The 23681-nt window shown below is 60.4% G+C and carries 26 protein-coding genes; 15 read left to right on the top strand and 11 right to left on the bottom strand.

Annotation, left to right across the window (positions count from 1 at the left end; all coding sequences use genetic code 11):
- Positions 1-173: 173 nt before the first annotated feature.
- The 5 genes from CCGE531_RS17340 to CCGE531_RS34295 all read right to left on the bottom strand — a co-directional run bounded on the left by CCGE531_RS17340 (position 174) and on the right by CCGE531_RS34295 (position 4096).
- Positions 174-407, bottom strand: a complete 234-nt coding sequence (locus tag CCGE531_RS17340; RefSeq protein ID WP_120665471.1) for a sulfurtransferase TusA family protein — start codon at positions 405-407, stop codon at positions 174-176.
- Positions 400-1695, bottom strand: a complete 1296-nt coding sequence (locus CCGE531_RS17335; RefSeq protein ID WP_120665469.1) for a murein L,D-transpeptidase family protein — start codon at positions 1693-1695, stop codon at positions 400-402. Before CCGE531_RS17335 ends, CCGE531_RS17340 begins: the two co-directional genes overlap by 8 nt.
- A 230-nt stretch (positions 1696-1925) precedes the next feature.
- On the bottom strand, positions 1926-2879 hold the full coding sequence (locus CCGE531_RS17330; protein WP_120665466.1) for an acetyl-CoA carboxylase carboxyltransferase subunit alpha: 954 nt from the start codon (positions 2877-2879) through the stop codon (positions 1926-1928).
- Between the two features lie 63 nt (positions 2880-2942).
- On the bottom strand, positions 2943-3932 hold the full coding sequence (gene xerD, locus CCGE531_RS17325) for a site-specific tyrosine recombinase XerD (RefSeq protein ID WP_120665463.1): 990 nt from the start codon (positions 3930-3932) through the stop codon (positions 2943-2945).
- Positions 3929-4096 carry a hypothetical protein gene (locus CCGE531_RS34295; RefSeq protein WP_162943920.1) on the bottom strand — a complete coding sequence of 56 codons (168 nt, stop codon included), beginning with the start codon at positions 4094-4096 and terminating at the stop codon, positions 3929-3931. The genes xerD and CCGE531_RS34295 overlap by 4 nt, the downstream gene beginning before the upstream one ends.
- Positions 4097-4257: 161 nt before the next feature.
- Between CCGE531_RS34295 and CCGE531_RS17320 the strand changes: the two genes are divergently transcribed.
- The 5 genes from CCGE531_RS17320 to CCGE531_RS17300 all read left to right on the top strand — a co-directional run bounded on the left by CCGE531_RS17320 (position 4258) and on the right by CCGE531_RS17300 (position 8497).
- Complete coding sequence (locus CCGE531_RS17320; protein ID WP_120665460.1) at positions 4258-4851, top strand: shikimate kinase; 594 nt, start codon at positions 4258-4260, stop codon at positions 4849-4851.
- Entirely contained in the window at positions 4848-5978 is a 1131-nt protein-coding gene (gene aroB / locus CCGE531_RS17315) for a 3-dehydroquinate synthase (protein ID WP_120665459.1), read from the top strand. Before CCGE531_RS17320 ends, aroB begins: the two co-directional genes overlap by 4 nt.
- Positions 5978-7288: an HlyC/CorC family transporter gene (locus CCGE531_RS17310; protein ID WP_120665456.1), complete on the top strand. Its 1311-nt coding sequence runs from the start codon at positions 5978-5980 to the stop codon at positions 7286-7288. The genes aroB and CCGE531_RS17310 overlap by 1 nt, the downstream gene beginning before the upstream one ends.
- 163 nt (positions 7289-7451) lie before the next feature.
- Entirely contained in the window at positions 7452-7913 is a 462-nt protein-coding gene (locus CCGE531_RS17305) for a mobile mystery protein A (protein ID WP_120665454.1), read from the top strand.
- On the top strand, positions 7913-8497 hold the full coding sequence (locus CCGE531_RS17300) for a mobile mystery protein B (RefSeq protein ID WP_120665451.1): 585 nt from the start codon (positions 7913-7915) through the stop codon (positions 8495-8497). The genes CCGE531_RS17305 and CCGE531_RS17300 overlap by 1 nt, the downstream gene beginning before the upstream one ends.
- Before the next feature lie 54 nt (positions 8498-8551).
- On the opposite strand, the gene CCGE531_RS17295 is transcribed toward CCGE531_RS17300, so the two are convergent.
- On the bottom strand, positions 8552-8839 hold the full coding sequence (locus tag CCGE531_RS17295) for a BolA family protein (protein WP_120665448.1): 288 nt from the start codon (positions 8837-8839) through the stop codon (positions 8552-8554).
- A gap of 108 nt (positions 8840-8947) precedes the next feature.
- On the opposite strand from CCGE531_RS17295, the gene CCGE531_RS17290 reads away from it, so the two are divergent.
- The 4 genes from CCGE531_RS17290 (at position 8948) to CCGE531_RS17275 (ending at position 13892) form a co-directional block, all read left to right on the top strand.
- Entirely contained in the window at positions 8948-9568 is a 621-nt protein-coding gene (locus tag CCGE531_RS17290; protein WP_120665446.1) for a J domain-containing protein, read from the top strand.
- 309 nt (positions 9569-9877) lie between these two features.
- Positions 9878-10867: a cobaltochelatase subunit CobS gene (gene cobS / locus CCGE531_RS17285; protein WP_120665443.1), complete on the top strand. Its 990-nt coding sequence runs from the start codon at positions 9878-9880 to the stop codon at positions 10865-10867.
- A gap of 17 nt (positions 10868-10884) precedes the next feature.
- A complete protein-coding gene (gene cobT / locus CCGE531_RS17280) occupies positions 10885-12786 on the top strand; it encodes a cobaltochelatase subunit CobT (protein ID WP_120665440.1) in 1902 nt (633 codons plus the stop codon).
- Between the two features lie 110 nt (positions 12787-12896).
- On the top strand, positions 12897-13892 hold the full coding sequence (locus CCGE531_RS17275) for an esterase-like activity of phytase family protein (RefSeq protein ID WP_120665437.1): 996 nt from the start codon (positions 12897-12899) through the stop codon (positions 13890-13892).
- Between the two features lie 47 nt (positions 13893-13939).
- On the opposite strand, the gene CCGE531_RS17270 is transcribed toward CCGE531_RS17275, so the two are convergent.
- Both CCGE531_RS17270 and rpmB read right to left on the bottom strand, forming a co-directional pair.
- On the bottom strand, positions 13940-14575 hold the full coding sequence (locus CCGE531_RS17270) for a VUT family protein (RefSeq protein ID WP_120665435.1): 636 nt from the start codon (positions 14573-14575) through the stop codon (positions 13940-13942).
- 117 nt (positions 14576-14692) lie between these two features.
- On the bottom strand, positions 14693-14992 hold the full coding sequence (gene rpmB / locus CCGE531_RS17265) for a 50S ribosomal protein L28 (RefSeq protein ID WP_004107717.1): 300 nt from the start codon (positions 14990-14992) through the stop codon (positions 14693-14695).
- Between the two features lie 237 nt (positions 14993-15229).
- On the opposite strand from rpmB, the gene CCGE531_RS17260 reads away from it, so the two are divergent.
- On the top strand, positions 15230-16006 hold the full coding sequence (locus tag CCGE531_RS17260) for a DUF3108 domain-containing protein (protein WP_120666917.1): 777 nt from the start codon (positions 15230-15232) through the stop codon (positions 16004-16006).
- Positions 16007-16146: 140 nt separating this feature from the next.
- Complete coding sequence (locus CCGE531_RS17255) at positions 16147-17046, top strand: EamA family transporter (RefSeq protein ID WP_120665432.1); 900 nt, start codon at positions 16147-16149, stop codon at positions 17044-17046.
- Between the two features lie 33 nt (positions 17047-17079).
- Here the strand turns inward: CCGE531_RS17255 and CCGE531_RS17250 are convergent, their stop codons facing one another.
- From CCGE531_RS17250 to gloB, 3 genes are all read right to left on the bottom strand, one after another.
- On the bottom strand, positions 17080-18195 hold the full coding sequence (locus CCGE531_RS17250) for an alpha/beta hydrolase-fold protein (protein WP_245458882.1): 1116 nt from the start codon (positions 18193-18195) through the stop codon (positions 17080-17082).
- A gap of 175 nt (positions 18196-18370) precedes the next feature.
- Positions 18371-18796 (bottom strand): cupin domain-containing protein, encoded by a 426-nt coding sequence (locus CCGE531_RS17245; protein ID WP_120665427.1) that lies wholly within the window; start codon positions 18794-18796, stop codon positions 18371-18373.
- Positions 18796-19566, bottom strand: a complete 771-nt coding sequence (gene gloB, locus CCGE531_RS17240; protein ID WP_120665424.1) for a hydroxyacylglutathione hydrolase — start codon at positions 19564-19566, stop codon at positions 18796-18798. Before gloB ends, CCGE531_RS17245 begins: the two co-directional genes overlap by 1 nt.
- Before the next feature lie 53 nt (positions 19567-19619).
- On the opposite strand from gloB, the gene CCGE531_RS17235 reads away from it, so the two are divergent.
- The 4 genes from CCGE531_RS17235 to CCGE531_RS17215 all read left to right on the top strand — a co-directional run bounded on the left by CCGE531_RS17235 (position 19620) and on the right by CCGE531_RS17215 (position 23641).
- Positions 19620-20399 (top strand): class I SAM-dependent methyltransferase, encoded by a 780-nt coding sequence (locus tag CCGE531_RS17235; protein ID WP_120665421.1) that lies wholly within the window; start codon positions 19620-19622, stop codon positions 20397-20399.
- A 185-nt stretch (positions 20400-20584) separates the two neighbouring features.
- Positions 20585-21358 carry a hypothetical protein gene (locus CCGE531_RS34290; RefSeq protein ID WP_162943919.1) on the top strand — a complete coding sequence of 258 codons (774 nt, stop codon included), beginning with the start codon at positions 20585-20587 and terminating at the stop codon, positions 21356-21358.
- Between the two features lie 247 nt (positions 21359-21605).
- Positions 21606-22715 (top strand): histidinol-phosphate transaminase, encoded by a 1110-nt coding sequence (gene hisC, locus CCGE531_RS17220; protein WP_120665413.1) that lies wholly within the window; start codon positions 21606-21608, stop codon positions 22713-22715.
- Positions 22712-23641 carry a prephenate/arogenate dehydrogenase family protein gene (locus CCGE531_RS17215; RefSeq protein WP_120665411.1) on the top strand — a complete coding sequence of 310 codons (930 nt, stop codon included), beginning with the start codon at positions 22712-22714 and terminating at the stop codon, positions 23639-23641. The genes hisC and CCGE531_RS17215 overlap by 4 nt, the downstream gene beginning before the upstream one ends.
- Positions 23642-23681: the final 40 nt, after the last annotated feature.

Raw genomic sequence — 23681 nt, 5'->3', positions numbered from 1 at the left:
GCCTCGCCCTTCGAGGGCCCTGCGGGCCACCTCAGGGTGAGGCTGATCTCTGTGCTTTGGCACCTATTATCGGAGAACGGCATTAGGCGTGCCAAGGTACACCCGGACTCGCTCCATCCTCATGGTGAGGCGGGAGCGAAGCGACTCTCGAACCACGAGGATGGTCCCGGCCGTCAGCCTCTCCGGATCACGAAGCGATGGCCGCTTTCCGTCTTTTCGTTCACGAGAAGCGTGTGGCCTTTCTCATTGCAGAGATGCGGGATATCGATGGCGGCCAGCGGGTCGGTCGTCTCGACGGTCAGCGTCGCGCCGCTGTCCATGCCGCGCAGGCGCTTTTCCGTCTTGATCGCCGGGTAGGGGCATTTCAGCCCACGCAGATCATAGATCCCGTCATCCGAGCTATTCACTCTTGGCCCAGAACTTCCAGAAAGGCGGCTTCTTGGCTTCGGTCTGCGCGGTCTCGACAGGCGGAGGCGGCGCATAGGCGAGTGGATTGACGGCCTGGCTCATCGGGTTCGCCATGGGGATCGGCACATTGGCCGGAATATTGGCCGCTACCACGGGGCCGCCCGGCTGCTGGGCGGTCGTCTCGGGAGCCGCACTTGCTACGCGGATGCTTGCAGTCGAGGGATTAGCCGTCGGGCTCGCTACCGTGCCGCCGCGCGCAATCTGCTGTGCCGATTGGTTGGATGTCATCGATTCCAGATCGGCAACCTTCATCATCTTGCCGGCGGCGAGTGCGGTGCCTGTGGGAGCATAGGCAAGATCGTGCCCCTTGCGCTGCTTGGCGACGACGGCCTTGCGCTCGGCTTCGGTCGGATCGTACCAGGCGACACCGTCGTACTTCTTCGTGGCGATGGCATAATCGGCCTGGTATTGCTTGTCGTAGGTCGCAAGCGCCACCTGCAGGGCTGGCGGCGTAGTCATGACCGGGCATTTGCCGCCGGCGTTGAATGGCCCGCTGGCCTGCTGGTTGAAGACGTATTTCTTCTCGCAGACCTCGACCTCGGGCGGCCGCTTGGTGACTTCGAAATTGTCGTAGCCGACCTTCAGCATCTTCCAGAAGTCGATATTGGGGCTGAGGCGGTGCTTCCACATATTTTCCGCAGTCATGCGGAAGGGGAAGGCCTCGAGCTGGATTGCCTTCTGGCCGCCCTTGAAGGCGTCGCGCGCGAAGGCGTAGATTTCCAGCACCTGCTGGTCGGTCATCGAATAGCAGCCGGACGAAGAGCAGGCGCCATGGATCATCAGATTGGCGCCGCTACGGCCATTGGCGGCGTCGTAGCGGTTCGGGAAGCCGGTGTTGATGGCGAGGTAGTATTTCGAATTCGGGTTCAGGTTGGCCGGCGTCAGCATGTAGAAGCCTTCCGGCGCCTGCCTGTCGCCTTCCTTCACCTTCGGACCCAGGCGCCCGGACCAGGCGCAGATCTTGTAATCCGCGATGACTTCGAAGCGATTGTTCTGGTTCGCCTTCAGGATCTCCATCGCACCCTCTTCCTTGAAGATGCGGATCATGATCGGCGAGTTGCGGTCCATGCCCTTCTTGGTCATATCGGCGAGGATATGGCTCGGAAGCGGCTGTTCGACCTTGTTCTTGACCATCGACAGGTCAACCGACGCCGTGTCCAGCGCATCGTTGCAGCCGGCGAGTAACAGCGCCATCAATGAGGCATAGGCAAGGTGACGGATGCGCATTCTGACTTAGCCCATAAATGCGAAGAGCGGCAGCTTGATCTGTTTCGCCACTCCCCTCGAAGCATGAAACGGAATCATAGACGGTTTATACTTGAAAATTCCTTACCAGCCTATGACCTGCCCGCAGCGCGTCGGCAAGCTTTTCTTTGCCATAACAGCTTCGATAACGGAAATGTGGCCAAGGTTTGGCCTCATTCCCGTTTTCAGCGATCACTTTTTCCGAAGGCCGGTTAGAGATTGCGGCCCATGGAGAGGAATTTCTGGCGCCGGTCGTTGCGCAGCTGTTCGCCCGAACGGCTGGAAAGCTCGCCGAGCGCGCTCGCAATCGTGTCGCCGGCCGAGGCTATCACCGTGTTGGGATCGCGGTGCGCGCCACCGAGCGGCTCGGGGATGATGCCGTCGATAATGCCGAGGCCCTTGAGGTCTTCGGCCGTGATCTTCATGTTGGTCGCGGCTTCCTTTGCGCGCGTTGAATCGCGCCACAGGATCGAGGCCGCACCTTCGGGCGAAATCACGCTGTAGATCGAATGTTCGAGCATGTAGACGCGATTGCCGACGGCAATCGCGATGGCGCCGCCGGAGCCGCCTTCCCCGATGACGAGGGAAACGATCGGCACTTTCACGCCAAGACACATCTCGGTGGAGCGGGCAATCGCCTCCGCCTGGCCGCGCTCTTCCGCACCGACGCCGGGATAGGCGCCGGCCGTGTCGACAAGCGTGATGACCGGAAGCTGGAAGCGGTCGGCCATTTCAAGGATACGGATCGCCTTGCGATAGCCTTCCGGCCGGGCGCTGCCGAAATTGTGCTTCAGGCGGCTCTTGGTATCGTTGCCTTTTTCCTGGCCGATGAGGACGACGGGCTGTCCGCGGAAACGGGCGAAGCCGGCCTGAATGGCGGCATCCTCGGAGAATTTGCGGTCGCCGGCCAGCGGCGTGAATTCCGTGAAGAGGGTGCTGGCATAATCGACGAAATGCGGGCGCTGCGGATGGCGAGCGACCTGCGTCTTCTGCCAGGCATTGAGCTTGGAATAGATATCGGCCATCGCCTCGCGGACGCGGATTTCAAGCCGCCCGACTTCGTCCGATGTGTCGATGCTTTCGTCTTCGCTCGCCAGTTTCTTGAGCTCGTGAATCTTGCCTTCGAGATCCGAGATGGGTTTTTCGAAGTCCAGATAATTGTGCATGAGATGCGTTTCCGATCCTTTTGCCCGTGACGAGAGACGGCGGCTTTAGCCTGTATGCCGGTCCTAATCCTGTTTTTTTGCCTGTTTGGCAAGGGGGTGATGCGTTTGCACCAGCTGATGAAGGCGTTCTTCCAGCACGTGCGTATAGATTTGCGTGGTCGAAATATCCGAATGGCCGAGAAGTTCCTGCACCACGCGCAGGTCCGCGCCATTGGCCAGAAGATGGCTCGCGAAGGCATGGCGCATCACATGCGGCGAGATCATCGAGGGTCTCAGGCCTGCGCGGATGGCAAGATCCTTGAGATCGCGCGCGAAGACCTGGCGCGGCAGGTAGCCCTGCTTGGAGGCAGCGGGGAAAAGCCATGGGCTCTCCGGCGCGGGCTGTTTGGCATTCGCCGCAATCTCCGTCTGCAACCGTCCATAGGACTTCAAGGCCGAAATGGCGGAGTGCGACAGCGGCACCAGCCGTTCCTTGTTTCCCTTGCCGCGGATCATCAGGAAGCGGCCCTCCTGATCCAGCACCTTTGCCGGCAGAGAGACGAGCTCGCTGACGCGCATGCCGGTCGCGTAGAGCATTTCCAGAAGCACCAGCATGCGCAGGCGCTGCAGCTGGTCGGGTCCGTTAGCCGCTGCTTCCTGCTCGGCCTGGGTCAGAAGCCTCGTCACCTCGTCGACGCCCATCGTCTTCGGTAGCGCGCGGCCTTTCTTGGGCGCATCGAGAATTCCGGTGGGATCGTCCGTGCGCAGGCCTTCCGCATAGAGGAACTTATAGAACTGCCGCATGGCGGAGAGCCGCCGCGCCTGCGACGAGGCTTTGAAGCCCTGGCTCGACAGGCTGGAAAGATAGGCGCCGAGATCGTTGGCGCCGGCTTCCGTCAGGCGGACACCCTGCCCGGACAGAAAGGAATGGAGGTCGTCGAGATCGCGCTGATAGGACTGCAGCGTGTTGACCGCCGCGCCGCGCTCGGCGCTCATCATCTCCAGGAAGGCTTCCAGGTGCGCTCGCCCCAGATCACGCGCGCCGGTTTTTGCGTTCACGGCCGGTGTGCTCATGGTTTCAGCGAGCCTGTTGTCGGCGGGTTGAGGCGCTCAGGCGGAATGCGGATCGTCACGTCGCGCGGCTGCGGATCGACAAAGAGCACGAGTGCCCACATCGCCCCATATATCGATCCGGCGATGACCGCGCAGATGACAAGGAAGCGAAACAGGGTTGGCATTCGAAAACTCTCCTTCTCTCCTTCATCGGCCCGGCGACGAGCAACAATCATGTTCGCCAAGCGTTAGCTGAAGGATATTGCAGACATGTTTACGATAGCGGCGTCTTGACGCTACCGGTGCATTTGACGATACCGTTTCCAAAGAAATTGTGAATGGGCCGATGAGTGAACAAGTCCTGACCCTTGCCAAAAGCCTTAAAGACAGCGCGCGCGCTGCGCTGGGTCAGCGCAATCTTGTCCTCGTGGGGTTGATGGGTGCGGGCAAATCCTCGGTCGGCCGGCTTTTGGCACAGCAGCTTGGCATTCCCTTCGTCGATACGGATGTCGAGATCGAGCGCGTGTCGCGCATGACGATCGCCGAACTGTTTGCCGCTTATGGCGAGCTGGAGTTCCGGGCGCTGGAAACGCGCGTCATCAAGCGTCTCCTCAAGGGCGGGCCGCGTGTCGTCTCGACGGGCGGCGGCGCCTTCATCAACGAGAGCACGCGCCTGCATGTCAAGCGCGGCAGCCTTTCCGTCTGGCTGAAGGCCGATCTCGACGTGCTGTGGGACCGGGTCAACAAGCGGGACACGCGCCCTCTGCTCAAGACCGAGAATCCGAAACAGACCCTCGAGAACCTGATGAATGCGCGCTACCCCATCTATGCGGAAGCCGATCTTACGGTTCTCTCCCGTGATGTGAGCAAGGACGTCATGGTCAAGGAAGTCCTTGCCGCCATCGTCGACGGAAAGACAAAAGAAAGCAAAGTGCCATGAATGCGATCACACCGGCCTCCGCAGAGCGTCTCGTGCGCGTGCCTCTCGACGAGCGCGCCTATGACATCCTGATCGGCCCCGGCCTGATCGCCCGCGCAGGTCGCGAAATCGCCGCGCGGCTGACGGGCCGCAAGGCCGCCGTGATTACGGATGAAAACGTCGCGCCGCATTATCTCGATGCATTGATCGCAAGTCTCGAAGCTGCGGGCATCCATGCCTCCAGCCTCGTCTTGCCGGCCGGCGAAAAGACCAAGAGCTTCGAGCATCTCATGACCGTTTGCGACGCGGTGCTGACCGCGCGCGTGGAGCGCAACGATACGGTGATCGCGCTCGGCGGCGGCGTCATCGGCGACCTCTCAGGCTTTGCCGCCGGCATCGTGCGCCGAGGCGTTCGTTTCGTCCAGGTGCCGACATCGCTGCTGTCGCAGGTGGATTCGTCGGTCGGCGGCAAGACCGGCATCAACACCCATCACGGCAAGAACCTCGTCGGCGTCTTCCATCAGCCGGATCTGGTGCTTGCCGATACCGATGTGCTGAATACGCTCAGCGAACGCGAATTCCGCGCCGGTTACGCCGAGGTCGCCAAATACGGCCTGATCGACAAGCCGGATTTCTTCGCCTGGCTCGAGGCGAACTGGAGGCAAGTCTTCTCGGGTGGTGCTGCTCGTATCGAGGCGATCGCGGCGAGTTGCCAGGCGAAATCCGATGTCGTCGTCGCCGACGAGCGCGAAAATGGTCCTCGGGCTCTGCTCAATCTCGGCCACACCTTCGGCCACGCACTCGAAGCGGCCACCGCTTACGACAGCCGCCGGCTGGTGCATGGAGAAGGCGTGGCGATCGGCATGGTGCTGGCGCATGAATTTTCCGCACGCCTCAATCTCGCAAGTCCCGACGATGCGAAGCGCGTCGAGGCGCATCTGAAGGCCGTCGGCCTGCCGACCCGGATGGGCGATATCCCCGGCGAGCTGCCGCCGGCCGAAACGCTGATGGATGCGATCGCGCAGGACAAGAAGGTCAAGAGCGGCAAGCTCACCTTCATCCTCACGCGCGGCATCGGCCAGTCCTTCGTTGCGGACGATGTGCCGTCCTCGGAGGTCTTGAGCTTCCTGAAGGAAAAACATCCCTGATGACGGTCGAAAGCACGCTGGCTATATTGTTCGAATATTGGCCCGAGATCGCCTCGATCATCGTGCTCGTGCTGCTGTCGGCATTCTTCTCCGGTTCGGAAACGGCGTTGACCGCGGTCTCCCGGACGCGAATCCACACGCTGGAGGCCAATGGCGACGAAAGCGCCGGCGTCGTGCGCCGCCTCATCGAGCGCCGCGACCGGCTGATCGGCACCTTGCTCATCGGCAACAATCTCGCGAACATTCTGTCGTCGTCATTGGCGACCAGCGTGTTCCTCGGCCTGTTCGGCAATTCTGGCGTGGCGCTGGCCACGGCTGCGATGACCGTCATCCTCGTCATCTTCGCCGAGGTGCTGCCGAAAAGCTGGGCGATTTCGACGCCGGATCGCTTTGCGCTCAACGTGGCCGCGCCGGTGCGGCTGTTTGTCGCTGTCGTCGGCCCGGTATCGAGTTTCGTCAACGCCATCGTTCGCTTGATTCTCGGCATTTTCGGCATCAACCTCTCCAAGGAAGTGTCGATGCTGTCGGCGCATGAGGAGCTGCGCGGCGCCGTGGATCTGCTTCATCGCGAAGGTTCGGTCGTCAAGGCCGACCGCGACCGTCTTGGCGGCGTGCTCGATCTCGGCGAGCTGGAGCTTTCCGACATCATGGTGCACCGTACGGCGATGCGCGCCATCAATGCCGATGATCCGCCCGAGGTGGTGGTGCGCGCCATTCTCGACAGTCCCTACACGCGCATGCCGCTCTGGCGCGGCACCATCGACAACATCATCGGCGTCGTGCATGCCAAGGATCTGCTGCGGGCGCTGGCGGAGCGAAATGTCGAACCGGAAAATCTCGACATCGTCAAAATCGCGCAAAAGCCCTGGTTCGTGCCCGACAGCACTAACCTCGAAGACCAGCTCAACGCCTTCCTGCGCCGCAAGCAGCATTTCGCCGTCGTCGTCGACGAATATGGCGAGGTGCAGGGCATCGTCACCCTGGAAGACATTCTGGAGGAGATCGTCGGCGATATCGCCGACGAGCATGACCTCGACATCCAGGGCGTGCGGCAGGAGGCCGACGGCTCGATCGTCGTCGATGGCGTCGTGCCGATTCGCGACCTCAATCGTGCTCTCGACTGGCATTTGCCCGACGAGGAGGCAACGACAATCGCCGGTCTCGTCATCCACGAATCGATGACCATCCCGGAAGAGCGTCAGGCCTTCACCTTCTACGGCAAGCGCTTCATCGTCATGAAGCGGGAAAAGAACCGCATCACCAAGCTGCGCATCCGCCCTGCCGAGACGGAAGAGGTGAAGCCGAACTAGATTTGGCGATCAGGATCGATTGTCTCCAGCGCCAACCTCGCCATCCATGCCGTGATTTGTCATTTATAGCTGTACATTTCTTTCTTGTTTGTATCCTTGTAACTGGACAAATTTGATATAAATGTCTAGTTATAGATAGACATAAAATATCGGCGGCTGGCCAATGAACATTAAGAAAACCGTGGCGAAGCAATATATTCGACTGGTCGACATGGCTGTGAACCAGCCCTTGAGCGACGTGCCGTCTGAAGGCTGGATAACCACGGTGAGGAAGGCGTTGGGAATGTCCGTGCAGCAGCTCGCCGATCGGCTGGCCGTAAGCCGTGGCTCGATCTATCAAGCAGAACAGAATGAGCGTTCCAAGGCGATCTCCATCGGGCAGATGGAAAAGCTTGCGGAAGCGATGGGAGGGCGTTTCGTCTATGGCATCGTGCCGAACGGCTCCGTCGAAGTGATGATCATGGATCAGGCACGGATGAAGGCACGATCGGTGATCCATCGGACGAATGCCCATATGGCCTTGGAGAAACAGGCTTTGCAACCAGATGCTCTCAACGAGGAGATCGAGAGTCTGGCCAGGGAAATCGCGGAAAAAAGACCATCGGATCTCTGGGCGACTGAGTGATGTTTCAAGAGCCTGAGGGCGCGACACCGCTTGACGCTGACGACGTCGAGGGACTGAAATTCAAGCATATCACGACTCGTCTTCAACTTGATGAGCTTGAAAGCGCCAATATCACGGCTGGTCTTCGATGGGTCGGCCGACGGCGGACAGGGGACATTTTGACGGGCGAGTTTGCGAGGCTGCTGCACAAGAGGTTGTTTGGTGATGTTTGGATATGGGCCGGGACCTATCGCCTGATTGAGAAAAATATTGGCATCGACCCTCTTCAAATATCTGTTCAGGTTCGGATTCTCCTGGACGATGCGCGCTATTGGGCGGAGCACTCGGTTTTTCCGCCGAAGGAGGCGGCCGCCCGCTTTCATCACAGAATGGTACGGATACATCCGTTCCCGAATGGAAACGGTCGCCACGCCCGGATAGCGGCTGACATTTTTCTTTGGGATTATTTCGGGCATCCGCCGATCGAGTGGGCAAGTGGTGTGGATCTGCAGGCCGATAACGAACGGCGGAGCGCTTATATCCACGCTCTTAGGGCGGCAGACACCGGCAATATGGCGCCGCTTTTCAGTTTTGTCGGCGCATAACGCACCGTTGGGGGGATGGCTCGGCCGCGTTATCCGTTGCCAGCGGCAATCAGACTACCAGCGAACCGCTTCGCCGGGTGCTGCCGGCTCCACGGCCAGCGCGTGAAGGCCGGCATCCAGTTCCGGCTTCAGCAATTCATTGATGGCCCTGTGGCGCGCCAGGCGCGGCATGCCAGCGAACTTGGCGGAGACGATGCGAATTCTTATATGGGTCTCGCCGGCTCCCGTCATATCGGGCTGATGGCCGGCATGCAGGTGGCTTTCATTGATGACGGCAAGGCGCTCGGGCGCGAAAGCGTCTCTGAGCTTCCGCTCAATGCGGGATTGCAGTGTCGTTTCCATATTCCCGCGTCGACCTCGCTCTCGAAAAAAAGGCTCCCACAAAGCCTATAACATTCCTGTTTGTCAATTCTTGTTGTGGGGTAACCAAGGCCCCATAATTAGGGCGCCATGAGACTTGATTCAAAATATTTCGATCGCATTCGCACCCGTCGCAAGCGCGCGCAGGAGCCTGAGCAAGGCCCGCCGACATGCCAGTGGGACGGCTGCGAAAAGCACGGTACGCATCGCGCTCCCGTCGGGCGCAATGCGGAAGGGCAGTTCTTTTTGTTCTGCTTCGAGCACGTCAAGGAATACAACAAGGGCTACAATTATTTCTCCGGCCTCTCGGATGGGGAGATCGCGCGCTACCAGAAGGAAGCCATCACCGGCCATCGTCCGACCTGGACTGTAGGCGTCAACAAGGCTGCCAAAAACAGCCCGCTTCAATCCGATATCCGCTCCGGCTCCTATTCCCGCGTCCGCGATCCCTTCGGCTTCGTCAAGGAGGGGGAGGGACAGGGTCGAGGCCCGCGCTTCCCGCAGCAGCGCAAGCTGAAGACGCTGGAAGCGAAGGCGTTCGATACGATGGGGCTTGGCGCCACCGCCACGGCGCTGGAAATCAAGCGCCGCTACAAGGAATTGGTGAAAATGCACCATCCCGATGCCAATGGCGGCGACCGCGGGTCGGAGGAACGTTTTCGCGAGGTCATTCAGGCCTATCAATTATTGAAACAGAACGGTTTTTGTTAATTCCTGTCCTTGCTCTCCGCCTTCAATCAGGTATGGTCCAAATCGGCTGAAGCTGCGGGCAACCGCGGCAGGGTGCGCATTTGGCTGGCTGCACCTCGGCCAACTTTCCGGACGCGGCGTTTCTTGTCCGGGACTCTGTTCAAGGATGCTCGCAAGCGATCATATTATCGCGCCGAGATTTTGCTTTAGTCCCGCAGAAGTATCGCCGTTGTTCCGACCGAACGGATGCGGGCAAAAATGCTGCGGCGTATCGGATTAGGCGGCTGAGATTGATACGGCAGGGTGAGAGCCACCCGCCCTGGAGACATGATGAGCAAGATTGACCTTGATATTTCCGAGATCCCCGACACCACCGTTTCGGTCCGTGAGGTTTTCGGCATTGATTCCGACATCCGCGTTCCGGCCTACAGCAAGGGCGGCGCCTACGTACCCGATCTGGATACGGACTATCTCTTCGACCGCGAGACCACGCTCGCCATTCTCGCCGGCTTCGCCCATAATCGCCGCGTGATGATCTCCGGCTATCACGGCACCGGCAAGTCCTCGCATATCGAGCAGGTCGCAGCCCGCCTCAACTGGCCTTGCGTGCGCATCAATCTCGACAGCCATGTCAGCCGTATCGATCTCGTCGGCAAGGATGCGATCGTCGTCAAGGACGGGTTGCAGATCACCGAATTCAAGGACGGCATCCTGCCTTGGGCCTATCAGCACAACGTCGCCCTCGTCTTCGACGAATACGATGCCGGCCGTCCGGACGTGATGTTCGTCATCCAGCGCGTCTTGGAATCCTCGGGCCGCCTGACGCTGCTCGACCAGAGCCGCGTCATCCGTCCTCACCCGGCCTTCCGCCTGTTCGCAACCGCCAACACGATCGGCCTCGGCGACACGACCGGCCTTTATCACGGCACGCAGCAGATCAACCAGGCGCAGATGGACCGCTGGTCGATCGTGACGACGCTGAACTACCTGCCACACAACAACGAAGTCGATATCGTGCTGGCGAAGGTAAAGTCCTTCCGTACCGAGAAGGGCCGCGATACCGTCTCCAAGATGGTGCGCGTCGCCGATCTGACGCGCGCGGCCTTCATGAACGGCGATCTGTCGACCGTCATGAGCCCGCGTACGGTCATCACCTGGGCCGAGAATGCGGAGATCTTCGGCGATATCGCCTTTGCCTTCCGTGTCACCTTCCTCAACAAGTGTGACGAGCTGGAGCGGCCGCTGGTCGCCGAGCACTATCAGCGCGCCTTCGGCGTCGAGCTGAAGGAAAGTGCCGCCAACATCGTGCTCGAAGCCTAAGGAAAAGCCGACACATCATGTCAGGTCGCGGAGATAATTCCAAAGCGAAGCCAGGCGCCCCGATGGACATGGAGCCGTTGCGCCGGGCGATCACCGGCTGTGTCCGCTCGATCGCCGGCGATGCCGAGGTCGAGGTGGCTTTTGCCAACGAACGCCCGGGCATGACCGGCGAGCGCATCCGCCTGCCGGAGCTTTCGAAACGGCCGACGGCTCACGAGCTTGCGGTGACGCGGGGCTTGGGCGATTCGATGGCCTTGCGGCTCGCCTGTCACGATGCCCGCGTGCATGCCGTCATGGCGCCGCAGGGCGCCGATGCCCGCAGCATCTTCGATGCGGTCGAGCAGGCGCGCGTCGAATCGATCGGCTCGCTGCGCATGAGCGGCGTTGCCGCCAACATCAACTCGATGAATACGGAGAAATACGCCAAGGCGAATTTCTCCGGCATCGAACGGCGCGAGGATGCGCCGATCGGCGAAGCCATGGCGATGATCGTGCGCGAGAAGCTGACCGGCCAGAAGCCGCCGGAAAGCGCCGGCAAGGTGCTCGATCTCTGGCGCCCCTTCATCGAGGAGAAGACCGGCGGCGATCTCGACAATCTGCTTTCGTCCATCAACGATCAGCAAAGCTTCGCCCGTATCGTGCGCAATATGCTGACGGCCATGGAGATGGCCGAGGAATATGGCGACGAGCAGTCTGAGCCCGACAGCGACGATCAGCAGAGCGAAGAGGACAAGCCGAGCGGCGAGGACCAGGATAACGACGACGTCAAGGAAGACGAGGGCGCCGACGCCGCACCGGCGGAGGATAGCGAAGCCTCCGACGAGCAGATGGACGACGGCGCGACCGAAGACGGCGGCGAAATCTCCGACGACGATATGAGCGAAGAAGGCGAGGAAGATTCGGAAACGCCGGGTGAAACCCGCCGTCCGAATACGCCCTTTGCTGATTTCAACGAGAAGGTCGACTATCACGTCTATACCGAGGAGTTCGACGAGACCACGACGGCACAGGAGCTGTGCGACGTGGCCGAGCTCGAGCGCCTGCGCGCCTTCCTCGACAAGCAGCTCGCGCATCTGCAGGGCGCTGTGGGACGTCTCGCCAATCGCCTGCAACGCCGCCTCATGGCGCAGCAGAACCGCTCCTGGGACTTCGATCTGGAAGAGGGTTATCTCGATCCGGCTCGCCTGCCGCGCCTGATCATCGATCCGACGCAGGCGCTGTCCTTCAAGATGGAGCGCGATACACAGTTCCGCGATACGGTCGTGACGCTGCTGATCGACAATTCCGGCTCGATGCGCGGCCGCCCGATCACGGTTGCCGCCTCCTGTGCCGACATTCTGGCGCGCACGCTGGAGCGCTGCGGCGTCAAGGTCGAGATCCTCGGCTTCACCACCAAGGCCTGGAAGGGCGGACAGGCGCGCGAGAGGTGGCTTGCCAGCGGCAAGCCGCAGACGCCGGGGCGGCTGAACGATCTGCGCCACATCATCTACAAGGCCGCGGACGAGCCCTATCGACGGGCGCGCAGCAATCTGGGGCTGATGATGCGCGAGGGCCTGCTCAAGGAGAATATCGACGGCGAGGCGCTGATCTGGGCGCATAACCGCCTGCTCGGACGTCGCGAGCAGCGCCGTATCCTGATGATGATCTCGGACGGTGCGCCGGTCGATGATTCCACGCTGTCGGTCAATCCGGGCAATTATCTGGAGCGGCATCTGCGCGCCGTGATCGATCAGATCGAGACGCGTTCGCCCGTGGAATTGCTGGCGATCGGCATCGGCCACGATGTGACACGCTACTATCGCCGCGCCGTCACCATCGTCGATGCCGACGAATTGGCCGGAGCGATGACGGAGCAGCTTGCCTCGCTGTTCGAGGATCAGACGAGCATGCCGCGCTCGCGCATGCGCCGCGCCAGCTGAGCCCGCCGCGTCGTCCCGCGTCATCGGCCTTATGGCCGGTGCCCTTTCCATCCGGCGCCGCCGGTTCTGGGGGCTTGCCGGCTGCCGGAAGATGCGCCTGCGTGATAGCCATGCTTGCCGGCCTGCTCGCGGGCTGCGGCTTCGGAAACGACCCCGGCGGGGGTGGTCCGGTTGCCATTCAGGCAAGGGTTATTTCCACCTTCAGGTCCGGCTCCGATCAATCACGCTTCGATGCGCTGGAGTTCCTCGGCGGTCTTGAGCTCAGTTCTGACAATCCGCTTCTCGGCGCCATCTCGGCCATTCGCTTTCGCCCCGACCAACGGCATTTCATCTCGGTGCTCGATACCGGCCACTGGCTCACCGGCGCCATCGAGCGTGACGCCGCGGGCCGGTTGAAGGGCATCGGTGATGCGCTGATCTCGCCGATGATCGATCGCGACGGCGACATCGATGCCGGCAAGGGGGATATGGATGCCGAGGGGCTTGCGTTGCGTGGCGACCATGTCCTTGTCAGTTACGAGCAGTATCATCGCGTCGATGTCTATCCCGATCCTGGCTTCGAGATTTCGCCGCCCGACGGCACCATCCCCCTCCCGATCCCAAGATGGCAGCTGCGCGCCAATCGCAGCCTCGAGGCGCTGATGATTGCGCCACGGTCAAGTCCGCTTGCGGGAGGCGCCGTCGTCGTCGCGGAAGATGGTCTGGACGAGCAGGGCAATATGGCGGCTGCCGTCCTGGACGGGCCGCTCCAAGGCCGGTTTGCCGTTCGGCATTATGGCGGCTTCAATGTCAGCGATGGCGTCTTTACGCCCGACGGGGATCTATTGTTGCTGGAGCGACGCTTCGGGCTGATACATGGCCTTGGCCTGCGTATCCGCCGCATCGCCGGCGCTGATATCAAGCCGGGCGCCGTCGTGGACGGCAATGTGATCTTCGAGGCCGGGACCAGAGATCAGATCGACAATATGGAGGGCATAGACGTCTTCCGCGCCGCCGATGGCTCCCTACATCTCATCCTGGTCTCGGATGACAATCATTCGATCCTGCAGCGCAGCCTGATACTCGAGTTTCGCCTGCATGACGAAAACGTCGTGAGCCAGAACTGAAACATGTCGTCGCGCGCCGATGCTGGCGCGCTTCGAATCATCGCCGTTCAGGCGGTGGGCGCCTGCGACATCGGTTTCAGCACATTCATCAGCGCGCCGTAGGGCAGCAGCATGACGAGGCCGACAGTCGTCTTGACGGCGAAATCGCCGATGGCCCAGGAGATCCAGCGCGGCGCCGACGAAGAGAACGCGCCGAGGATCGGAGCCCATTCGATCGCGAAGGGATCGTTCGACCCGAAGAAGACGAAGAAGGGCGCGAAGGCGAATGAGAAGAAGATCAGCGTATCGAGCAGTGAGCCGATGAGCGAGCCGAACAGCGGGGCACGCCACCAGGCCATGCGGCGAAGGCGGTTGAAGACCGAGATGTCGAGCAGCTGGCCGGCGAGATAGGCCGAACCGGAGGCGATCGCGATGCGCGGCTGAGCCGTATAGAACGACAGGGCGACGCCGACGACGAAGCCGGCCAGCACCACCTTGCGGGCGGCCTTCGGGCCGAACTGGCGGTTGGTCAGATCGGTGATGAGGAAGGCGACCGGATAGGTGAAGGCGCCCCAGGTGAGGATATCCGCAAGATTGATGCCGGCGAATGTGGCCTGCAGCGGATACTGCACGAGGATATTGGAGGCGACGACGACCAGCGTCATCAGCATAACGTAGATAATGGTATGACGTGCCGTCAGCATTTTTTTATCCTGGGAGATGCCACCAGTTGAAAGAAACCGGACATGGAAAAAGGCTTGTCCGGAGATGATCCGTGCAAGCCTCTTAGCCGGTATGAAATCGCGAAACGCTAGTACTGCTTAGGCAGCGACTGCAGCTTCAGCGGACTTCTTGACGATCTGGCGACGCAGCAGGCGAGCGCGCATGCTGAGTTCGTTTTCGCTTGCCTTGATGAGGAAAGCGTCCAGACCACCGCGATGTTCGACCGAGCGAAGCGCTGCAGCGGAAACGCGCAGACGATAGCGCTGGCCGAGAACGTCGGAGATCAGCGTGACCTGGCAGAGGTTCGGCAGGAACCGACGCTTGGTCTTGTTGTTGGCGTGGCTGACATTGTTGCCCACGAGGACGGCCTTGCCGGTCAATTCGCACATGCGGGACATGGTACACCTACTTTTGTTTTTCTCGGCCATCGGATAGACATCCCGGGCAAAGCCCGACACGCAATCCAACAGGCCATAATTGGAAAGTTGCGGTTCTATAGTCAGAGAGGCCGGCCGCGTCAAGCCAAACCTTGTCTTTTCCCGCAATTCCGTCAAAAAGCTGCTGTTGTCTGACGCTCGCAGCAGGCGAGCAAAGCAACTATATAACTTGCCTGATCCTCGTTGAAGGCCTTGATCATGGTTCAAATTCGGAAGTGGCTTCTCATTTCAGCGATCGTCGCGTCGATGCCGTCGATGGCATTGGCCGACGTGCTGCGCCATGAAACGCGCTATCGCGTTTCGCTGGCCGGCCTGCCGATCGCCAGGGCGGATTTCAAAACGGAAGTCACCGGCAAGCAGTTCACCATCCGCGGCGACATCACCTCCGCGGGCCTTGCCGATCTTGTCACCTCCATCGACGCCAGGACGGATGTGACCGGCGTCGTCAACGACAGTAGGCTGCAGGCGACGCACTACACGCTCTTCTACAAGAGCGGGAAGAGGGAGCGTACCTATGATGTCGCCTATACCAACGGCAACGTGACATCGAACACGATCACGCCCGAACCGAAACGGCCGGACACCTGGGTCCCCATCACGGAAGGCGACCTGAAATCCGTGCTCGATCCGATTTCCGGCATGATCTTTCCGATCACGCCGAGCCTCAACCTCTGCAATCAGACGCTGGCCGTCTTCGACGGCGAGATGCGGATGGATCTGAAGCTATCGCCGAAGGGGTCTCACCCGTTCTCGACCGAAGGCTTCAAGGGCAAGACGGTTGCCTGCGGCGTGCGCTTCATGCCGAAGAGCGGCTATAAGAGCACGCGCAAGGACTACCTCTATCTCGCCAAGAGCGACGACATGGAGATCTGGTTTGCCAAGGCCGATACCATGAATGTATATGCTCCGGTCTACGTCCGCATACCGACGCAATACGGGACCGTGACGATTACAGCCGTGAAATACGGCAGCTAGGACCGTCAGACGCTTTACGGAAGCGTCTGACGGTCCTAGCTAGTAATTCTACGCAATTCCGGACGGAAAGCCGCCGAACGCTTTTCCTGGAATTGCTTTAGCGGATTGGGGACGTCCGCAGCAACGAGCTGGGGGCAGAATTGAAATTTCGCGCGACGTTGACAGGTTTTTCGGCCATCGCAATGTGGTCGTTTCTGGCGCTTTTGACGGTAGCGTCGGGCAAGATGCAGCCCTTTCAATTGCTCGCCATCTGCTTTGCCATCGGCAGCATCCCCGGCATCGTCGTGCTCGTGCTGAGGCCAGAGCGGCTTCAGCTCCTGCGCCAGCCGGCCAAGGTCTGGATCACAGGCATTGCGGGCCTGTTCGGCTATCATTTCCTCTATTTCACCGCTCTGCGCCATGCCCCGGCGGTGGAGGCGGGGCTGATTGCCTATCTCTGGCCGTTGTTGATCGTCGTCGGCTCGGCGCTGCTGCCCGGCGAGCGGCTGCGCTGGTATCATATCGTCGGCGCCTTGATGGGGCTTGCGGGTACGGTTCTGATCGTCGGCCGCAACGGCTTTCATTTCGAAGGCGCCTATGCGGTCGGCTACGGCGCGGCCTTACTCTGTGCCTTCACCTGGTCCGGCTATTCGCTGATCACGCGCCGTTTCGAGGCCGTTTCCACCGACGTCGTTACCATATTCTGCCTGGTGACAGCGATTCTCTCGTTTTTCTGCCATCTCGGCCTGGAGGAAACCATCTGGCCGGAGAGCGCGGCGCAGTGGGTCGCAGTCCTCGGATTGGGCCTCTTTCCCGTCGGCGCGGCCTTCTATGCCTGGGATTACGGCGTCAAGAACGGCGATATCCAGATCCTCGGCGCGGCGAGTTATGCCGCACCGTTGCTGTCGACCTTGATCCTGACGCTTTTCGGCTTTGCCGAGCCGAGCTGGGGCATCGCGCTTGCCTGCCTGCTGGTCACCGGCGGGGCGGTACTGGCAGCGCATCGGATGATCCTGCGCCGGGACAATTCCGAACGGGCGCGGGCGGAAGCGGCGGAATAGCTCCGCCGCAGTCGCTGCTAGTAATTCCCGACGTTACTTCTTGAAGACCTTTTCCAAGAAGGCCACGAGCGAGGGCCGCCAGACATCCATCTCATGCTGGAGGTCCGGATATTCGTGATATTCGTGCTTGATCTTCTTCTCGTCGAGCGTTGCCTTCAGGCCCGCCACGTCCTTGCCGACGACTTGATCTTTGCTTCCGACCGTCACCGTGAAGTTGTGCAAGGCCTTGTTGATCTTGTCCGGTTCGTTCAGCACCGCGTCCACGGTCTTGTTCGAAACGGTCGTCGTGCTGACGCCGCTGAAGGTTGCGACCCAGCCGAAGGTGTCGAGATGGGAAAGACCGGAGACGAGGGCTTGATATCCGCCCTGTGACAGGCCGGCAACGGCACGGCCGTCGGCATCGTTCCGCACCCGGTAGTGTTTCTTCATGTGCGGAATGAGATCGTCGGTCAGTTCGCGGTCGGCCGCCTCGGCATTCGCCGGATAGAAATTCGCGCGGCGATCAGCGGCGGGGAAGTTCTCGGCGATCGCATTCGGTACGTCGGTTTCCGTATCGGGAATGACGACGATCATCGGCTCGATCTTCTTCTCGGCAAGAAGATTGTCGAGGATCTGCGGCGCGCGGCCCTGGGCAACCCAGGACCCCACAGTGTCGCCGAAGCCGTGATAGAGGTAGAGCACGGGCAGCGGCTTGGAGGAATCGGTGTAGCCGGGCGGCGTGTAGACATACATCTGCCGTTCCGAATCCAGCGCCTTGGAATGCAATGTCACCAGCCGCAGGTCGCCATGCGGCACGTTGCGGGTATCGAGTATGCTGCCGGGCACCAGGATGAGGCTGGTATTGACCTGCCGCTGCGGCTTGGGCGCATTGGTGCCCGTATCGATGCTGCGGAAGCCGTCGATATTGAAATAATATTCATAAAGATCGGGTTTCAGCACGTCGGACTTGGCAGTCCAGGTACCATCGTCACCGCGTTGCATGGCGATGGGATCGCGCGATCCGAGGGCGACGGCGACCGCCTTTGCCGCCGGTGCATAAAGGCGGAAGGTGATCGAGCCGTCCTTTTCGACCGAGGTCACGAAGTTTTTCAGGGGCTGGGCGGCCGGCGGCGAAGCCGGCGCATCAAGGGCAAGGGCAGGGACGCTCATGATACAGCCTGCCGTAACGAGCAAAGGAAACAACAAACGCACGAAAAAACCTCCTCAGGATGAACCAATATTCTCTCCCCCCCTGTAAAGCTGTCACAGCCCCAAGCTTTTTCAAGGCCGTTGCTCCGCGCCGTCTGCCCGCATCCTGCGTGATGTCAATGAAAGGTAATGAAGCTCAACCCGAGGCGGGCTTCCAGTCCGGCGCGGCCATCTCGAAGCTTGAAAATTCGAAGCCGGGTGCGACCGTGCAGCCGACAAGCGTGAATTCGCCGAGGCTTTCGGCCGATTGCCACCAGTTGGCCGGAATGATCGCCTGCGGGCGTTGGCCCTTTACGAGGTCGATGCCGAGAACGAGCCTTTCACTGGCCTTGCCGTCGGCCGAGCGATGCAGGGCGAGCGGCGCGCCTGCGTAGTAGTGCCAGACCTCGGCCGCATCGCGCACCCGATGCCAATGCGAGCGCTCGCCGGCCTCGAGCAGGTAGTAGATCGCCGTGGAGTGGCCGCGTGCGCCGCCGTTCTCGTCCCGGAACGTCTGCACGTACCAGCCGCCTTCCGGATGCCGCTGCATGGAAAGCGTTTCGATAATCTCTTTTGCCTGCATCAGAAATTGTCCTTGCGCTTGCGGATCTCGGCAAAGACCTCGTCGTTGCTGCGGCTTTCCATCAAAAGGTGGCGTCGGATCGCGGGATCGGCGGCGCGCAGGAACGGGTTCGTTTCCTTCTCCAGCGCCAGCGTCGTCGGAATGGTGAACTTGCCTTCCACCCTCAACGCCTCGATGTCGGCGGCGCGTGCCTTCAGCCGCTCATTGTCTGGATCGATGGTCAGCGCGAAGCGGGCATTCGAGAGTGTATATTCATGACCGAAATAGACGGCCGTTTCGTCCGGCAGGACCGCAAGCTTCTGCAGGGAGGCCCACATATCCGTTGCCGGCCGTTCGAACAGGCGGCCGCAACCCAGCGCAAACAATGTGTCGGCGGCAAACAGCAGCTTGTCGTCGGCAAAGTGATAGCAGACATGGCCGGCGGTGTGGCCGGGTGTTTCGATGACATTGACCGTGTGGCCGGCGAACTCGAACGTATCGCCGTCGGCGACGGCGCGATCGAGGCCGGGAATGGCGACGGCCTCGTTGATCGGGCCGATGATCTCGCAGCCGAACTGCTCCTTCAGCGCCAGATTGCCCTCGACATGATCGGTGTGATGATGGGTCGTCAGGATATGGCTGATCGCCCAGCCGCGGCGCTCGGCCGCCTTCAGGATCGCATTCGCCTCCGGAGCGTCGATCGATGCCGTCAGCCCGGTTTCGGGATCATGGACCAAGACGCCGTAATTGTCGGAACGGCAGATAAATATCTCTAATTCCAATGGTTTCATGATCAAAATCGTCCTCGTCTTTTCCGTTAGTGCAGAATGTAAGCCGTTCGGCCTTGAAGTCCAACGTTCGGCTGGTAACATTTGTTTCGATGCATACCGATATCGTCGATCTCCGCCAGTTTTATCATTCCGAGCTCGGTCGCTTGGCGGAGCAGTCGATTGCCATGGCGCTTTCCTCCATCTGGGCGCGTATGCCGGAGGAGCGGCTTGTCGGCCTCGGCTATGTCGTTCCCTATCTCGATCGCTTCCGTGGCGATACCGAGCGCACCTTCGCCTTCATGCCGGCGGGGCAGGGCGCGGTGAACTGGCCGATGGGCTCGGCATCGTCGACGGCGCTGATTTTCGATGAAGAACTGCCATTGCCGGATAGTTCGATCGATCGCGTGCTGATGGTGCATTCGCTGGAATTCGCCGAAAGCCCGCGCGAGACCTTGAAGGAGCTTTGGCGGGTGCTGGCGCCGGGTGGGCGGCTTGTGATTGCCGTGCCGAACCGCCGCGGCGTCTGGGCGCGGATGGAGCACACGCCGTTCGGCTCCGGCCGGCCCTATTCGCGCGGCCAGCTCACGTCGCTGCTGCGGGAAACCAATTTCACGCCGGGTGCTACGGCCGAGGCGCTGTTCTTCCCACCTTCCAAGCTGCGCGCGGTGCTGCGGCTGCGCCATGCTTTCGAGCGGATCGGCCGTACTCTTTGGCCCGCTTTCTCCGGCGTCATTATCGTCGAGGCGCAGAAGCGGCTCTATCAGGGGCTGCCGGTTGCCGTTCGCGCCTCGCGCCGCGTCTTCGTGCCGGTGCTGGCCCCGCGTGGCATACCGACCACGCGCGACGGCACTTAGCTTGAGTGATCATCATTAAACGGTTCGGTAATGGGTCATCTGCAGCAAGTGTTTCATCCCTTGCTGTACTTGAAATTTGTTTTGAGGCGACGAAATAAACAGTTGATCTTATGCTTGTCTGATTCAGAGACCATTTTTCTCCGAGCGTAGATCGTTGGCGGATGCGCTTTACTAGAGGTGCTTGCTTGATTCACGAAGATCAGATGCGGGGTACTATACTTCGCCAGTTTTCCGATCATGGCGTCGAAATCAATGGTCTGATCATTCCAGGACGTTCGATCGAGAGTGTTCTTTCTCGCCACGTATTTAATTTGATAATCAACAACGACCATGAAGTTTTCAAGGTTTCCCTTGTCGGCTCAGCAACGGCGATTCGTTATCGTGGTCGTCAAATACTGCTAGCCACACAGCATCAACTTCGTGGAAGGGACGAAACACAGGTCGCAATGCTGACTGATTCCGGCAGTCATATTATTACTTCTGGAGGAGTCCGTCGCTACAGCCCTCGGTCAGATACCGATGCCTACGACATAGTTGCTTTCGATTTTAGTGAACCATGCGCGGATCGCCCTGAGCTCAAGAAACGATTTTTTGAACTGCGCGAGGGACCGCCCGACGTATTAAATATCCATGTCTTAGCAATTCTGTTGAGTGGGTTCCCTTCTGCTGACCAGATATATAACCTCCATGAGAGCAACCATCTTGGTCTCTTTCGTCGCAATATAGTTTGTCTACCGGGCGCGCAACCGAACGACGAAGCGCTGCTTACTGTTCAAGCTTCGAAGCCCTTGGATAAGCTTCCCGACGGCATGAGTGGTGGATCGGCATTCGTTGTCCAGCTCGAAGATGGGCGACCACGTGCCTATTTCGCCGGCCTCATAGTTCGAGGGGGAAAGGACACTTTTCAGATCCTCAAGGTTGGCTACGTTTTGGCATTTTTGAACGCTGTTTTCGACTGAGAAAGCGGCCAGTACGATCTCGCGAGCACAATCCAAAGTGATAGGGTCGTGGATCAAGGCTTTTTCTCCCGGTTTCTACTTGCGGCCATGGATGTCTACTTAGCAGTTTGTGGTTTCTGATTTTGTTTTGAAAGCCAACCAAGATTTCCGGGCTTCTCCGTCAAACCCTCGACAAAACAGCGTTTCCGCATTAATGCGACGGGGTGTCATAAACCGGAATTTTCCGGCCCTTCCCAAGGTCGATCCCATGAGCATGGAAATGAGCAAGCCCGTCCCGCGTCCCGGCATTCTCGATATCGCTGCCTATGTGCCGGGCAAGGAGCATGCGCCGGGCGTTGCGCGCGTGTTCAAGCTCTCCTCCAACGAGACACCGCTCGGCGCCAGCCCGAAGGCCATCGAAGCCTTCCGTGGTGCTGCCGAGCATCTCGAGCGCTATCCCGACGGGCAGGCCAGGGAGCTGCGTCAGGCGATCGCCGACGTGCATGGGCTGAATGTAGCCAACATTCTTTGCGGCAACGGTTCGGACGAACTGCTCGCCTTGCTCTGCCATACCTATCTCGGTGCAGGCGATGAAGGCATCATCACCGAGCACGGCTTCCTGGTCTACAAGATCCAGATCATGGCGGCCGGCGCGACACCGGTGACGGTGAAGGAAAAGGATTGCACCGTCGATGTCGACGCAATCCTCGCCGCCGTCACGCAGAAGACCAGGATGGTCTTCGTCGCCAATCCGGCCAATCCGACGGGCACCTATGTCCCGGTCAGCGAGATCCGCCGCCTGCAGGCGAGCCTGCCAAATCATGTCATTCTCGTGCTTGACGCCGCCTATGCCGAATATGTTCGTCGTAACGACTACGAGGCGGGTCTGGAGCTCGTTTCGGCCAACCAGAATGTCGTCATGACCCGCACCTTCTCGAAGATCTATGGTCTCGCGGCGCTTCGTGTCGGCTGGATGTACGGGCCTGTCGATATCGTGGATGCTCTCAACCGGGTGCGCATGCCGTTCAACATGAACGTCGCCGCCATCGCCGCGGGTGCGGCCGCCATTCACGATCAGGCCTTCACGGAAAAGGCGGTCGCGCATAATACGCTCTGGATCGAGAAGATGACGGCGGCACTCGAAGCCATCGGCCTCAGAGTGACGCCGTCGGTCGCGAATTTCGTTCTGGTCCATTTCCCCGACAGCGACGGCAAGCGCGCCGCGGAGGCCGATGATTTCCTCACGAGCCGCGGCTATATCGTCCGGGCCGTGCGCGCCTATGGCTTTCCGAACTCTCTGCGCATGAGCATCGGCACAGAGGAGGCCAATCTCGGCGTCATCGACACCCTGACCGAATTTATGGGGCGCAAGGTATGAGCACGATCCAGTTCGACCGCATCGCGCTGATCGGCATCGGCCTGATCGGTTCTTCCATCGCCCATGACATCAAGCGGCTTGGCCTTGCCAAGGAGGTGGTGATCTCGACGCGCAGCGCCGAGACGCTGAAACGCGCGGAAGAGCTGCAGCTCGGCGACCGCTATACGCCGTCCTCGGCCGAGGCGGTCAAGGATGCCGATCTGGTCATTGTCTCCGTGCCTGTGGGAGCATCGGAGAGCGTCGCCAAGGAGATTTCTGTACATCTGAAACCGGGCGCCATCGTCACCGATGTAGGCTCGACCAAGGCGTCGGTCATCGCGCAGATGCAGCCGCATATGCCCTCCAACGTGCATTTCATTCCGGGCCATCCGCTGGCAGGTACGGAGAAATCCGGGCCGGATGCGGGTTTTCCGGGGCTGTTCAAGGGACGGTGGTGCATCTTCACGCCGGTTCCCGGCACGGACGAAGCCGCGATCAAGGCGCTTCGTGACTTCTGGGAAACTCTCGGCTCCCGCGTCGACGAGATGGATCCGGAGCACCACGACAAGGTGCTGGCGATCGTCTCGCATCTGCCGCATCTCATAGCCTACAACATCGTCGGGACCGCCGACGATCTGGAGACGGTGACCGAGTCGGAAGTCATCAAATATTCGGCTTCAGGCTTCCGCGACTTCACGCGCCTTGCCGCATCCGACCCGACCATGTGGCGCGACGTCTGCCTGCACAATCGCGATGCCATCCTGGAGATGCTGTCGCGTTTCTCGGAGGATCTCGCATCGCTGCAGCGTGCCATCCGCTGGGGCGAAGGCGACAAGATCTTCGAACTTTTCACCCGCACCCGCGCCATCCGCCGCTCGATCGTTGAGGCCGGCCAGGACGTCGACACGCCGGATTTCGGCCGTCATGCCCTGGATACGAAGGAATAGCAGCTCTTCTGCCTTCCGCGTTGGGGCGAAGGTATTGGGG

Source organism: Rhizobium sp. CCGE531, from assembly GCF_003627795.1.
GTDB lineage: Bacteria > Pseudomonadota > Alphaproteobacteria > Rhizobiales > Rhizobiaceae > Rhizobium.
This window is presented reverse-complemented; position numbering and strand designations above follow the sequence as displayed.